Source organism: Laribacter hongkongensis DSM 14985, from assembly GCF_000423285.1.
GTDB lineage: Bacteria > Pseudomonadota > Gammaproteobacteria > Burkholderiales > Aquaspirillaceae > Laribacter > Laribacter hongkongensis.
Genome location: NZ_AUHR01000020.1, coordinates 1 through 13,665, shown reverse-complemented (window position 1 = coordinate 13,665; position 13,665 = coordinate 1). Strand labels below are relative to the sequence as shown.

General features: G+C 60.1%; 12 protein-coding genes. 5 read left to right on the top strand and 7 right to left on the bottom strand.

The window, feature by feature from the left end:
* The 3 genes from G542_RS19035 to G542_RS18850 are packed head-to-tail and all read right to left on the bottom strand — an operon-like array spanning position 1 to position 2,904.
* Positions 1-1,653: a glycosyltransferase gene (locus tag G542_RS19035; RefSeq protein WP_012696313.1), complete on the bottom strand. Its 1,653-nt coding sequence runs from the start codon at positions 1,651-1,653 to the stop codon at positions 1-3.
* Positions 1,650-2,528 (bottom strand): polysaccharide biosynthesis/export family protein, encoded by an 879-nt coding sequence (locus tag G542_RS16940; protein ID WP_162142374.1) that lies wholly within the window; start codon positions 2,526-2,528, stop codon positions 1,650-1,652. Before G542_RS16940 ends, G542_RS19035 begins: the two co-directional genes overlap by 4 nt.
* A complete protein-coding gene (locus G542_RS18850; protein WP_162142373.1) occupies positions 2,485-2,904 on the bottom strand; it encodes a hypothetical protein in 420 nt (139 codons plus the stop codon). Before G542_RS18850 ends, G542_RS16940 begins: the two co-directional genes overlap by 44 nt.
* Here G542_RS18850 and G542_RS0112950 point away from each other — a divergent pair.
* The 3 genes from G542_RS0112950 (at position 2,903) to G542_RS0112940 (ending at position 7,711) form a co-directional block, all read left to right on the top strand.
* Positions 2,903-4,132 (top strand): O-antigen ligase family protein, encoded by a 1,230-nt coding sequence (locus G542_RS0112950; RefSeq protein WP_162142372.1) that lies wholly within the window; start codon positions 2,903-2,905, stop codon positions 4,130-4,132. The genes G542_RS18850 and G542_RS0112950 overlap by 2 nt on opposite strands.
* A gap of 13 nt (positions 4,133-4,145) precedes the next feature.
* Complete coding sequence (locus G542_RS0112945; protein WP_027824337.1) at positions 4,146-6,113, top strand: carbohydrate-binding protein; 1,968 nt, start codon at positions 4,146-4,148, stop codon at positions 6,111-6,113.
* Between the two features lie 158 nt (positions 6,114-6,271).
* On the top strand, positions 6,272-7,711 hold the full coding sequence (locus tag G542_RS0112940) for a mannose-1-phosphate guanylyltransferase/mannose-6-phosphate isomerase (RefSeq protein ID WP_012696308.1): 1,440 nt from the start codon (positions 6,272-6,274) through the stop codon (positions 7,709-7,711).
* Here G542_RS0112940 and G542_RS0112935 read toward each other — a convergent pair.
* The 4 genes from G542_RS0112935 to G542_RS0112920 form a co-directional block, all read right to left on the bottom strand.
* Positions 7,699-10,143: a SpoIIE family protein phosphatase gene (locus tag G542_RS0112935; RefSeq protein ID WP_162142371.1), complete on the bottom strand. Its 2,445-nt coding sequence runs from the start codon at positions 10,141-10,143 to the stop codon at positions 7,699-7,701. The genes G542_RS0112940 and G542_RS0112935 overlap by 13 nt on opposite strands.
* A 76-nt stretch (positions 10,144-10,219) precedes the next feature.
* Positions 10,220-10,564: an STAS domain-containing protein gene (locus G542_RS0112930; protein WP_012696306.1), complete on the bottom strand. Its 345-nt coding sequence runs from the start codon at positions 10,562-10,564 to the stop codon at positions 10,220-10,222.
* A 41-nt stretch (positions 10,565-10,605) separates the two neighbouring features.
* Positions 10,606-11,988, bottom strand: a complete 1,383-nt coding sequence (locus G542_RS16935) for a hypothetical protein (RefSeq protein ID WP_162142370.1) — start codon at positions 11,986-11,988, stop codon at positions 10,606-10,608.
* A 97-nt stretch (positions 11,989-12,085) separates the two neighbouring features.
* Positions 12,086-12,841 carry a sugar transferase gene (locus G542_RS0112920; RefSeq protein WP_012696304.1) on the bottom strand — a complete coding sequence of 252 codons (756 nt, stop codon included), beginning with the start codon at positions 12,839-12,841 and terminating at the stop codon, positions 12,086-12,088.
* A gap of 251 nt (positions 12,842-13,092) precedes the next feature.
* On the opposite strand from G542_RS0112920, the gene G542_RS18595 reads away from it, so the two are divergent.
* Entirely contained in the window at positions 13,093-13,206 is a 114-nt protein-coding gene (locus tag G542_RS18595; protein WP_012696303.1) for an IS3 family transposase, read from the top strand.
* Between the two features lie 179 nt (positions 13,207-13,385).
* Positions 13,386-13,665: IS3 family transposase (locus G542_RS19665; protein WP_162142369.1), on the top strand; the 280-nt coding region annotated here is incomplete at its 3' end.

The window sequence follows — 13,665 nt, the reverse complement described above, 5'->3', positions numbered from 1 at the left end:
TCAGCTTTCCTCGCACGGATACCGGGGCAGCGGGCGGGCGGGCAGACCGCCCACGATTGCGCCGGCAGCAACCGGCCGGTTGACCACGGCATTGGCCGCCACGATGCAGTTGTCCCCGAGCCGGGCACCTTTCAGCACGGCAACACCACGGCCGATCCAGACATTGCGGCCGATGTCGAGCGGGGCACTGTCGTGGCCGCTGTGCCTTATGCCATCAGGACCGGAACGATGATTGGCATCACGCAGGCTGGAGTACTCACCCACCATGCAGCCCGCACCCAGCGTGACCCGGTCAAAGGCCACGATATGCACGCCACGGGACAGCACGACATCGTCACCGATCTCGATCCGGCCCGCGCCCTGGGTTTCGAAATAACAGCCCGGATAAATCAGGGCACGCTCCCCCAGCCGGATGTTGCCGCTCCCGTGGATTTCCACCGGGCCCAGCACGACATTGGAGGGAGCAACCTGCCGGCCGGTCGCCGCCTGCAAACGCGCCACGCTCCACACACGCAGCCAGCGGGCCAGACCCCAGCGTTGCCACAGCCGTGCCAGCGGCGTCAGCCCGTCCGCCAGCCAGGATTTGACCCGCCGGGGCGACCGGGATGGCGATTGCTTGTAATCGATCAGGCCGCTGCCGCCGGCCTGCCGGTGGCGTCGCCAGTGCAGCTGGCCGAACAGGGACGGGATTTTCTGCAAGTGCACATGCACGGCATAAAGCCAGCACAGGCCGGGTTGGCCCGGTGCCTTCCAGCGGCAGCGCCAGGCGGTACGTGCCAGCAGCAATCCCCCGGCAAGGGTCAGGCCGACAGCCATCCAGGGCCACCAGAACCACGAGACCAGCCAGGCGGCACCCGCCGCCAGAAACAGCCAGCCATGCAGGAAATCGCGCCGCGCTTCATGCTGCCACAGCGGATCGCCCAGCTTGCGCATGCGCTCGGCCACTTCGGCATACGCCATGCCGGAACGATAGGCCCGCAGCCAGTAGGCCCGCCACGACCGGATGGCCAGATCGTGGCGCGTCATCGGGGCATCAACATGCATGATCTTCCAGCCGGCCGCGCGCAGCCGGGCACACAGTTCCGGTTCTTCGCCGGCCTTGAGCTGCGGATCAAAGCCTCCTGACGCCAGCAGGGCTTCGCGGCGAATCAGGACATCGCCACCGAAATACAGCGACGGTCCGGCCGGATACACCCAGTCCAGATCAAGTACCCGGGTAAACCATGACTGCTGCGGATCGGATTCGCGCCGGTGCCCCCAGACCGCACACACATCCGCATGAGCCTGCAAGGTGGTGCAGGCCAGCCTGACAAATCCGGCATCCAGCTCGGTATCTCCATCCAGGAACAGGATGCAGTCGCCACGCGCAGCATGCCATCCCAGATTGCGGGCCTTGGCCGCACAAGGCGAAGCATCGTCCAGCAACAGGGCCAATGCGCCCTGGTGTCTGGCCCGGGTCAGGCTGTCATCCCGGGAGCAGGAGTCGACATAGATCACCTCACGGGAGATGCCATGCCAGTCCGCTGCCATGACAGATGCCAGACAGCGCACCAGTCGCTCGCCCTCGTTGCGGCCGATGACCACCACCGATACCTGGGGTGCAGCGGAAAGGGCGGGGACCGGAACCGGTGATTGTTCTGGCAACGGGGTCATTGGTTTTTCATCAGGGCATTGGCGGTCAGGCCAAAGGTCAGGACGGAAACGGCCGGGGTGATCTGTCGCAGGAAATAGCCCAGATCAGCCACTCCCGAGCGGGGTACGAACACCACATCGCCGTCTTCCAGGCCGAAATTGACGGCCCGTTGCGGGGCAATCAGGTCGTTGAAACTGATGGTTTCCACTTGTCTGGCACCTGCGCGATAAATGCCGATGGCTTCCGGTTTGGCGTTTTCGTCCGGCCCGCCTGCCTGGGCCAGGGCATCAAGCACGCTCATGTGCGGTGTAAGCCGGTATGAACCCGGCTTGGGTACCGCGCCCAGTACATACACGGCCGTTTCGGACGAATCGGGAATGAAGACGATATCGCCACGTTTCATCACGATGTTGTAGGCCAGATCGCCATTGAGCAGCGCCTTGAGATCCACCCAGATCAGCTTTTCCCGCCCACGGATGATTGCACAGCGGGTCAGCGTGGCCTGCTTGTCGAGAATAGGCATGGCTCCGGCGTTGGCCAGCACTTCGGCCAGCGTGGGCGGAGCAGGAAACTTCTGCCGGCCGGCATTCTGTACCCGTCCGAGCACGGTGACCTGGTTTGAGCCGTAATCATCAACGGCGAGCGTGACATATGGCCTGGTGAAATAACCGCGAAGCTGCTGGCTGATGCGTTGCTGCGCTTCTTCACGCGTGGAATCGTTAAGCATCAGGTTGCCGATCAGCGGGATGGTCACCACGCCATCCGGCCCGATCAGGAACTGGCCGCTGACCTCCGGCCGGCCAAAAACACTCAGCCGCAGCGTATCGCCGCTTCCAAGGCGATAGACCGGGTCAACCGGACCATTCAGCAAGGCCAGGTCTTCCTTGCTGAGCATGGCTACCTCCCGCGCCCTTTCCGGCGGACGGAATCCGGATTCCGGTCCTGGCAGAGGATGTGTGGCACAGGCAGACATCATCGGTACTGTCAGCCATGCCACCACGGCATAACGCATCATTTTCCGGCCTGAAAATGTCGTTTTCATTGGATTCATCATAGCCAATAATCAAAAAACGACTTCCAGATGCCTTTTCTCCCTGATCAAGGGATCCCATGACCGGTCTGATCATCTTTGTTGCCATGCTGGCCTCAATCCACGTATTGATGCACCGCGGAATCGACCAGGCATTTCTCTGTGTATGGGTTCCGGTATTCCTGTCCATGCCAACGGCGTTCAAGCTCATCATTCCGGGATTACCGGTCCACACTTTCATGGAAGCCGCCAGCATTCCCGTACTGCTGGTCCTGCTGAAGACCAGGCGGTCCGAAATGCAGTTCGGCCCCATGGAGTCGATGCTGGCTGTCTACATTGTCATCCGGGTTTTTTGTGATTTTCTCAGCCGGGGCTATCCGGATGCCCGCAACTACTCGATCTACCTGATGTATTCCGTCGTCGGTCCGTACCTGCTGGGCCGATACCTGATCCGCAGCCGCCGCATGGATATTGATACCGCCCGCATGTTCGTGCTGATGTTCTTGCTGTTTTTCCCGCTGTTCCTGTACGAAGCCAGGTTCTGGGTCAGCCCCGTTTTCAAGCTGCTCTCCGGATTTTTCCCGGATGCGTCCAGCGGCCTGTCTCTCCGCTGGGGGCTGGCGCGGACAGCCGGTACGTTTGAACACCCGATCCTCGCCTGCATCATGATCGTGGCGGTTTACCGGCTGCACCGCTGGCTGTGCTGGACGGGAGTGTGGGACCAGCCGCAAACCGGCTGGGCCGGCATCCTGCAACGGCAGGCACGCCACCTGCCCATGGCTTTCAAGCACCAGATTTCCCTCGTGCTCATCCTGATGGCCCTGATGACCATTTCCCGCGGACCGTGGATCGGTGCGCTGGCCGGAGCTATCCTGACCGCAACCGGCAATACCCGGCAGCGCCGGAAATCACTCATGTTCGTCATCACGTTTTTCATCGTGGCGGGCGTGGCCGGACAATTGCTGCTCACCGCCTACATCACGCCCAGGGCCGGCGAAGTCCTCAGCGGAGAAGCCCAGACCATGCTGTACCGCAAGGAAATGGTCGACCAATACAAGGCATTCCTGACGGACAGGATGTGGACCGGCTGGGGCCTCACCACCGTGCCGAAAATCCATGGCATGGAATCAGTCGACAACGCCTTTTTCCTGATGGCGTTGCAACACGGGCTGCTGGCACCGGCCATGTTTCTGCTGATCCTGTTTTACGCCATCGTGACGCAAATCCGTTTCGGCCTGCATGCACCACCCGGTACGCCGCCGATCGGTTTTACCTTTTCCGGCATCTATCTTGCCTGTCTGATTGCCTTTTCGACCGTATACATGGGCGCACAGACCGAGCCGATGATTTTCCTGCTGCTGGGCTGGGGTGAGAGCATCAAGAACCGTGCACAAGAGCAACCGGCAAGTGTTTCTGTTCACGGGCAGCCTGCTGCACCATCCCTGCCGTTCCGCCGCATCCTGTCCTGACCCGGGGGCCAGCATGTTTCGCTGCCTGACTTCCGTGCTGCTGGGAACCATGCTCAGTGCGTTCCCTCCCGTGGGACGCGCCGAAGCCGACACCCGCCTGCAACAAGCCATGTCCGGCGTCGCCATCGGCGCCAACCTGCCGGCCATTGCGGATTACAGCCGTACCCCGGTCTACGTCGACCTGCTGCATCAGGCCCGCCGTTTCGGAACACCCGAAGCACCATGGGACGAAAAAGCCCTGCTGGGCGATGACGGCTGGCCGACGGGTGATTTCGGCGTGTTCCTGATGAGTGGCCAGCGTGGAGTGTCAGGCATCGCCGGGCGTTACACGGTGCAGTTCACCGGGCAGGCCAGCGTCAGTGTCGTGGCCTCCCCTGCCCGTCTTGGACCGCCTGTTTACGACGCGGCACGCAACCGCACCACCATGACCCTGGACATGCCGGAAGGAGCAGACCAGCTGGCCCTGGCGTTTACCCGGACCGGGCCGGGCATTCGCGATTTGCGCGTATTGCGTCCCGGCTACACCGGCGACGCCCCGCCCCTGTTTACCCGGGCGTTCCTGGCGCATGTACGCCGCTTCGGCGCGCTGCGTTTCATGGACTGGCTGCAAACCAACCACGACCAGCCAGCCCGTCCGTGGTCACAGCGCCCCACGCCTCTCAATACCCGCCATGCCTCGACAGCAGGAGTCCCCTGGGAGCACGTGATTGCCCTGGCCAACAGCACCGGCAAGGACATCTGGATCAACATCCCGGTCCGGGCCGACGATGATTACGTGCTTCACCTCGCCCGGCTGCTGAAAGCCTCGCTCCACCCCGGCATCAGGGTGTATGTCGAATACAGCAATGAGCTGTGGAATGCGCAATTCAGCCAGTTTGCCGTCAACCGGGAACTGGCCATTGATGATGTCCGCCGTCACCCTGACTCGCCACTGGCCTTCGACGGCAGCCGGAATCCCGACCAGTGGGCTTTCCGCAGGATTGCCGTACGCCTGAAGGAGATCAGCGACATTTTCCGGGCCGTATACGGTGATGCAGCCATGCAGACGATCATCCGACCAGTATTTGCCAGCCAGGTCGTGCAACCTTATGTCACCGAACTGGGACTGGTAGCCGTTGCAGCTGCTTTTGGCCCGCCCACCCGCTATTTTTATGCACTGGCCGGAGCGCCGTATTTCAACCTGGGGACACAGCAGACGGCCCCCGGGCTGACTGCGGCACAGGTACTGCAAGCCATGCAAGGCTCGGTTACACAACTGGCCGAAACCAGTCATCTGGAACAAAACCTGGCACTGGCCCGCTGGTACGGGCTGCCCTATCTGGCCTACGAAGGAGGGTCTGACACGTTTGGTGACGGCAGCCTGGCCGCCAAGCATGCAGCCAGCCTCGACCCGCAGCTTGAAGGCATCTGCCGCCGCTATCTTGATCTCTGGCTGGCACAGGGCGGCGGCCTGTTCATGTGGTTTACAGCGGGAGCCGGCAACTGGGATACCCGCTTTGGCACATGGGAACTCACGACCGATCTGGCACGGGCCGACACGCCGAAAATCCGGTGCATCGATCATGTACTGGCTGCTCCGCGTCCTTCCCTGACCACGCGCAACCGCGTGCCTGGCCGCATCGATGCACTTGCCTTTGCCGGTGCACCATCCAGCCCGGCCGCTGCCCGGCAGCGGATTGACTATCTGCACCCGGGGCAATTCGTCGATTACCTGCTGCGGGTACCGAAGCGCGGCCACTATCGTCTGTCCATAGAGGCAGAGGCCGCCAGTCCGGGCAATGCACTGGAAGTTGCCGCAGACGGCCTGCCGTGGTCACCAGTCGTATCCATGCCGGCACGCGGCTGGGGCCATCCGGCAATCAGTCAGCCGGTCACGCTGGTGCTGGACCAGGGGTTGCATACCCTGCGCCTGCGTACCCGGTTCGAGCAGGGTGGATTCCGCCTGCACACCCTGATTGTCGAAGCGGTTTCCCCTCTCTGACAAACCATGTGGAAACCGGCTTTCATATTCATAAAGCATTCCTATAGTGATGACATCACGACAAACCCGGCCGACCGGATGACGGATGCAGGCGGACTCCGGAAACGGCTGGCGTAACCTTGCATGGCTGCTGAAACAGGAACGAGGTTGCCTCCATCATGGTGTCCATTACCCCAGTCATTCTGTGTGGCGGATCGGGAACCCGATTGTGGCCACTGTCGCGCTCGGGTTTTCCCAAACAGTTTTTATGCCTCACAGGCCAGGACAGCCTGTTCCAGCAAGCGGTCAAGCGACTTGCTGCCCTGACCGATTGCGGTCTGGCCGTCTCGGCTCCTGTCATCGTCGGCAATGAAGAACACCGCTTTCTGGCGCAGGAGCAGCTGCGTGAAGCCGGTATTGACGTGGATGCCCTCCTGCTGGAACCTCTCGGCCGCAACACGGCGCCGGCCCTGACGCTGGCGGCCCTGCATGCCACCAGTCACGAGCTGGACCCGGTGCTGGTGGTCACTCCGTCAGACCACATCATCGCTGACCCACAGGCATTTTCTGTTGCCGTGCAGCAGGCCATTCACGAAGCCGGAACGGGTGCCATCGTCATGCTCGGCATCACGCCAGACCGGCCGGAAACCGGCTACGGCTACATCAGGGCACCGGTCACACGCTCCGATGCCAGGGCATGCAAGGTCGAGGCATTCATTGAAAAGCCCGATCTGGCTACTGCCCGGCTTTGTCTTGACCAAGGTGGCTACTACTGGAACGCTGGCATGTTTGTCGTACGGGCGTCCGTCTGGCTGTCCGCTCTCCAGAGCTTCCGTCGTGACATTCTGGATGCCACCCGGCAAGCCTGGGCCCAGCGCTGCTGCGACGCCCGCTTCATCCGCCCGGACAAGACCGCCTTCGCCCGCATTCCGGCGGAATCGATCGACCATGCCGTGATGGAACACTGTCCCGGCAGCCCTTTTTCATTGCAGATGGTGCCGCTTGATGCCGGCTGGAGTGATCTGGGTGCCTGGGATGCAGTCTGGAATGCCCAAAGCAAGGACGAAGCCGGCAACAGCCACATGGGTGACGTACTGTCCGTGAACTGTCACAACACACTGGTACATGCCAGCAGCCGGCTGGTGAGCCTCGTCGGAGTCCAGGAGCTGGTGGTCGTCGAAACTGCCGATGCTGTTCTGGTTGCTGACAAGTCCAGCAGCCAGAATGTACGGGAAATCGTCACGCAGCTGACGCAGCAAAAACGTGATGAGCCGCTGCTGCATCGCAAGGTGCACCGGCCATGGGGCTGGTACAACAGCATTGATGACGGCGCACGCTTCAAGGTAAAGCGCATCCAGGTCAAGCCCAATGCCAGCCTGAGCCTGCAAAAGCACTTTCACCGGGCCGAGCACTGGATTGTCGTCAAGGGTACGGCCGAGATCACCAATGGCGACAAAACCATTTTGCTGACTGAAAACCAGAGCACCTATATCCCGCTTGGGGAAGTCCACAGACTGTTCAACCCGGGCACGATTCCACTGGAAATCATCGAAGTCCAGACAGGAAGCTACCTGGGAGAGGACGATATCGTGCGGTTTGATGACAGTTATGGCCGGTGACGCTCCTTGTCGCCATGTCCGTCCATGGGCGGGTTTTCTTCTGCAAAAAATGTCTTGTACAAGCTGATGCGGACCATGCCTGGCAGCGGAACGTCGTAGCTCACACGGTCGACTGCGTTTTCCATGATGAAAAGGCCAAACCCGCCGGAACTGGCGCCGCTCAGATCAGGCTCGGGAGCCATGGCCGAAAACGGCAGGCCGTCATACAGCAACTCGACACAGGCAGCAGTGTCGTCACGTTTCAGGGCAATGCAAAGCGGCGCTCCTCTCAGCGCCTCGCCACCATGACGGATGATATTGGTGGCAGCCTCGAATGCTGCCAATGACAGCATGTGCACAAAGGATTCCGGCTGGTCTGCACACATCGAGGCAATCCGGAAACGCAAAGGTGCCAACTGGTCCAGCTGGCGCGGCAATTCGAAACATTCCGGTGCCCGACGGTCCCTGATGCTGCCATCAGACAGCTGGCGCATGGGGTGCAGCCGGATCAGCACGGCCGTACTGTCATCCCGGTGCTTGCCATCGGCCCCGGAAAAAAAGCGGATGTCGCTTCGCAACGAACCCAGAGTCATCGCGGGAGAGGCTCCGAACGCGCTGGTCTTTTCCAGTACCGAGCACATCCGGTCTGTTCCGTACTGCTCGCCTTCTGCATTCATCGATTCGGACAGCCCGTCCGAATACACGAGCAAAGTGTCTCCCAGCTCCAGCACGGTGGTTTGCTCGGTGTAATGTTCTTCTTGCAATACGCCAACCGGCAGACTGTCTCCTTGCAACACCTCGACGCGATGGCTGGCTGACCGTACCAGCAGGATTGGCGTATGGCCGGCATTGACCCATGTCACGGTTTGCGCCAGCCGGTCAAAGCGCAACAACGACATGGTGACAAACACTCCAAGCCGGATCAGCTCACCGGTCAGCTGGGCATGAATGCTGTTCATCAGGGTTGCCGGCGATGGCAACGGTGCATCACGGTGGGTAGCAGCCAGTTCGACAAAGATCTGCCGGTAGGTGCTTTTGATGCCGGCAGCAATCAGTGCAGCATTGACTCCCTTGCCCATGACATCACCAGTCAGGATTTCCAGGGTGTGTTCGCCCAGCCGGGTAAAAGTATAAAAATCGCCGGCTACGCCCAGTGATCCTTCGGTATGACTGGCAATCGACAGGCCCGCGAGCTTTCCGGGCGGGCGTCCGAACAGCAGGCGTTGCTGGATCTCCTCTCCGATGTCCAGTTCCCGCTGCCGTGCTTGTTGTAATGCAGCTTCGGCTTCGTGCCGCGAGGTGATGTCGGTACTGATGGCAACAAACTGGAATGGCAGCCCGTCGGCGCCCAGCCATGGCACCATGGTCGTCGCCACCCAGTACGGCCGACCGTCACGCCGCTGGTGTGCCATTTCTCCCTGCCACGTCTGCCCGTGCCGGAGCATGCGCCAGAGATCGGCATACTGACCGTCAGGGCCCAGTTGTCCATTGAGCATTCGGTAGGGTTGCCCTACCAGCTCCTCCGTAGCATGTCCCGAAACCTGGCAGAATTTCTGGTTGACATAGGTCACCACACCATGGAGGTCGATGATGCTGACAATGGCATGCTCATCCAGCGCGTACTTCTGCTTGCCCAGTTCGGCCACCAGAGCATGCAATTCTGCATCGGCCTGCTCCTTCTCCGCCCGCAGGGCAAGCTGTTCGCTGATGTCTTCCAGCACCAGCAGGTAAAACTGCTGTTCGCCATGCGCCAGAAAAGCCCTCACTCCGACAGATACCGGCAGCTGCCATCCCTCGGGGGTCGACAACATGCATTCGACCGGCCTGGACTGCTGCGCCAGGTCAGTCAGCAAAACCGGCCGCTGCCCGGTATCCCTGAAGCTGAAACCGGCAGATGAGCGGCCGACCAGCGATGAACCGCCGCCATAACGACTGTCGGCATTGCTGTTGGCCTGGACGATGCATTGACCGGCATCAATGACGACCAGCGCATCACTTGATGCATTGAAGATGGCCTCCAGCATGCGGGTACTGGCGGTTTGCGCCATCAGCGTTTCGTGCAGTTTTTTCTGGTATTCCAGCGCGACGATCCGCAAATGTTCGCGCTCCAGCAAATTGCCGATGCGCAACCGAAGAATGCTGCTGTCGACCGGTTTGCTGAGAAAATCCACGGCGCCCAATTCCAGCCCGCGCCGATGGGAAGCGGTATCGGTCAACGTGGTCAGGAATACCACTGGTATCCATTCAGCCTGCGGCCGCTCACGCAGCCGGCATGCCAGATCGAATCCGTCCATGTCTGGCAGGCTGGCATCCAGCAAAATCAGGTCGGGCCGGCCAGCAGCCACCATGGCCAATGCCTCGGCACCGGAAGCAGCCTCAAGGATTTCGGCAATTTCCTCAATGGCCGAGCGGCAAATCTGCCGGCTGCTTCTGTCATCATTGACAATCAGCACCGTGGCACGTGTGTGGCTCGCCAAAAATGATTCAAATTTGGGCAGATGGCGTGAAGGCATGACAACGAACCTGAAATCAGCGGGATACCGAGGCCATCGCCTCGCTCAGGTCGTTATAAATCGCAAAAATGCGATGCATCCGCACCAGTTCAAACAAGGAGCGTACCGGCTTGCTGAGTGCGAACAACATCAACTGTCCTTGCTTGTTGTTCATGTGGCGCAGGCAGGACAGCATGGCCCCGAGCCCCGAGCTGTCCACGAACCGCAGACGGCTCATGTCAACCACTACCAGTGCATGCTGATCCAGGCAGGGCTGGATCAGCGCCTTGAAAGCCGCTGCATTCCCGGCATCCAGATGTTCACCGTCAATCGCAACCAGTACGCCAGGTCCGTCGTCGAAAGAAGTGATGTCAAGTTGCATGTCATTTCCCCGCAAGAGGTTTCAAGAGGTTTGAAGATCAGTTACCGGGCAGCACCTGACCAGGCAGCCATGCCGAGTCTCAAGACGGCGCCAGCCACCTGGTATAGATAGCGCAACATCAGGCGAATGGCATACATGGAATGGCCATGGACACATGCGTAGGCATCACAGGCATAGTGTCTGGAAGATGTCGCCTCATCAGCCGGCAACAGTACGGCTTCGTTCAAGAGGCCACAGCGGTGATTTGCATACAGCCCCCGCCAGTAATCCGGCAGCTGCTGCACTTCGGAAACATCACGCAGTGTCAGCCCGCACAAAACCAGCAGTCCCTTGGGCAGCAAGGCCAGCCCCGGATAGAAAGTGCCGGAAAAATGCCGGACCAGCTGCTCTTCCGGTTTGCCGGTCGATATGGCGGGAGCCAGTGGCACCGTCTGCTGCCACTGGAGATGTCCCGGCAGGCACAGCTGAACGGAACTGGAGCTGCCGGCAGTCCAGTGGCGTACCAGCAAATAAAGCGGCAGGAGCAACACCCGCAACAGCAGGACACCACATCGTTGCATGAATGAAAGCCCTTGCCGGGAGGCCACAGGCTGGTTGACTGCGGCCAGAAGGGTTGGCTCCAGACAGGTCAGCACGGCGCCATGGGCTACGCTGGACAGTTGTCCCGGGGCGGCAATTGCATGCTTCAGCTCAAGCTCGATACCGACGTAGGTATCCGGCAATACCACGCAGTCTGCAACCGTGGCTCCACGGTCAATGACCGAGCCCTCTCCGATCACGGCATTCGGACCGATGTTGGCACCTGCCCCGATGCGAGCCAGCGGGCCGATATAGCAACGACCATCAATCCGGGCAGAAGGGTGCAGTACGGCACCTTTTCCCGGCAGTATTTGCGGACCATCTTCCGGAGCCAGTTGCAGCAGACAGGCTTTGCAGCTGTCCAGAAAATCCTCATCACTGGAGGCGGACAGCGGAGGCGAACCAACCAGTCTCGATATGGAATGTTGCTCCAGCAGTAACGCTTCCAGTGCCTCGCGCGAGGCAACGCCTTTCAGGCCGGCCAGCCAATCTCCTGAAAAGCAGCCCCATCCACTCCAGTGCGTGACGGTGCCTGTACGCCAGCCAATCCCCCCGGACTGCTCATCCGGCACGAGGACAGGGACTGTTTCGGCACTGGCCAGCCAGTACCTAGATGCAGGGGAAAGCTGCAATGGTTTGAAGTTGTCAGCCAGATCACGATCGGACCAGCGGTAGTGATAGCGCAGCGTAATGCCCCAGCGCTCTCCTTCGGCCAGAAACCTTCTGACCGGCTCCGGCGTGATGCCCAGCAATACATGGACATGCCGGCAGCCCAGACGTACCAGTTGTTCGATGGCCCGCTGCAACAACGGCTTGTCCAGCATGGGAGTCAGGATGCTTGTCATGGCAGCCGGAATTTCTCCGGGCAGCCTATCGTGCCACTCACAAACCAGGATGCCTGCATCCGTTTCTTGATGAAGCATTTGGCACTCCTGTACTGGGTCAATAAGCACCCCTGCCTGTGATGATGGCCGGGATGGTTTTCAGCAATAACCGGAGGTCCGCACGCAGGCTTTGTTCCTCGATGTACTGGGCATCCAGCCGGCATTGCTCCTCAAACGGAATATCGGAGCGCCCCGATACCTGCCAGATACAGGTCAGCCCCGGTTTTATATCCAGCCGCCGGCGGTTTTCCAGCGTGTAGCGTGCAACTTCGCTCACCAGTGCCGGACGAGGTCCGACCAGCGACATGTCACCCCGGATCACGCACCACAGCTGTGGCAACTCGTCAATGCTGGTCTTGCGGATAATGCGGCCGATCCATGTCACACGCGGATCGCGTTTCATTTTGAAGGTGATGCCCTGGCCGCCGTGCTGATTGGCTTCCATCAACCGTGCACGAATCTCCTCGGCATTGATTACCATCGAACGAAACTTGGGAAAACGGAATGGCCTCCCCCATTTGCCCACCCGCATTTGCCAAAACAGTACCGGCCCGCCGTCTGTCAGCTTGACCAGTAGTGCAACGAGGAGTAGCAAAGGTAAAAGCAGCACCAGCAAACAGACTGCTGCCGAGACATCAATCCCCCGTTTGATGCGTACCCCCATCGTGCCTGACATGCGCCAAAGCAAAAACCGCACCCGCAACCATGCCAGCTTCCGGGGAGATGGAACCAGGCGTTGCTCCAGTTGCTCAAGAGCCTTGTCATCCAGTACTGTCTTTTTTTCTGGGTCAGCGGGCGAGGAAGGAATATCCATTGCCACCTCATGAAAAAAACAATAAACCTAGAAGCAGAATGCTGTTGCCTACTTTAATTATTCTTCACGCCTATATCGCCGCACCAAAAATCAACATTTGATTAATTTATAGAAAGATTTTCAAATCTTGTCTGAATAAATTAGAGAGCGCACACGAATGTGTCGGTCTGTCCCGCTCTCCGTGGACCGTCGTGGTCTAATTTCCACGGACACCTCGACAGGTGGATCATTCACCCATCGAGGAAACATTGATGACCAGGCAACGTAGAACATTCGACGTGGAGTTCAAGCTCCAGGTCGTAAAGATGATCAAGGAACAGGACCTGCGCATCAGCCAGGTCTGCAGGGATCTGGACATCGGCTAGACGGCCGTCCACCGCTGGATTGCCCAATACGAGGCCGAGCAGCAGGGTCTACCCGGGATTGGCTTACCGCTGACCGCCGAGCAGCAGCGTATCCGCGCACTGGAGGCCGAAGTACGCCGCTTGCGTGAGAACAATGCAATTTCAAAAAAAGCATCGGCCTTCTTCGCCCGGCGACTCAGGTGATTTACCGGAGCATTGCCAGCGTGCAGGAGAAGGCCGGTGACATTGCCAACGCATGCCGGCTGCTCGGAGTCAGTCGATCCGGCTACTACGCTGCCCGGCAACGAGCGCTGGCAGAGCCACGCCCCTGTCCGGTGAGCGTGAAGCTGCAGACTGCGTTTACCAGGTCAGGGCACAGTTACGGCAGCCGACGGCTGTTGAAGGCGTTGCGCGCCAAAGGCTTGCAGATTGGCCGTCATCGGGTTCGTCGGCTGATGCGTGAGCACCGGCTGCGTACTG

Bases quoted from the DNA above. Each gene is read 5' to 3' on its own strand.
- G542_RS19035 (WP_012696313.1), bottom strand. From the start codon at position 1,653: ATGACCCCGTTGCCAGAACAATCACCGGTTCCGGTCCCCGCCCTTTCC.
- G542_RS16940 (WP_162142374.1), bottom strand. From the start codon at position 2,528: ATGCTCAGCAAGGAAGACCTGGCCTTGCTGAATGGTCCGGTTGACCCG.
- G542_RS0112950 (WP_162142372.1), top strand. From the start codon at position 2,903: ATGGAAGCCGCCAGCATTCCCGTACTGCTGGTCCTGCTGAAGACCAGG.
- G542_RS18850 (WP_162142373.1), bottom strand. From the start codon at position 2,904: ATGAAAGTGTGGACCGGTAATCCCGGAATGATGAGCTTGAACGCCGTT.
- G542_RS0112945 (WP_027824337.1), top strand. From the start codon at position 4,146: ATGTTTCGCTGCCTGACTTCCGTGCTGCTGGGAACCATGCTCAGTGCG.
- G542_RS0112940 (WP_012696308.1), top strand. From the start codon at position 6,272: ATGGTGTCCATTACCCCAGTCATTCTGTGTGGCGGATCGGGAACCCGA.
- G542_RS0112930 (WP_012696306.1), bottom strand. From the start codon at position 10,564: ATGCAACTTGACATCACTTCTTTCGACGACGGACCTGGCGTACTGGTT.
- G542_RS16935 (WP_162142370.1), bottom strand. From the start codon at position 11,988: ATGACAAGCATCCTGACTCCCATGCTGGACAAGCCGTTGTTGCAGCGG.
- G542_RS0112920 (WP_012696304.1), bottom strand. From the start codon at position 12,841: ATGGATATTCCTTCCTCGCCCGCTGACCCAGAAAAAAAGACAGTACTG.
- G542_RS18595 (WP_012696303.1), top strand. From the start codon at position 13,093: ATGACCAGGCAACGTAGAACATTCGACGTGGAGTTCAAGCTCCAGGTC.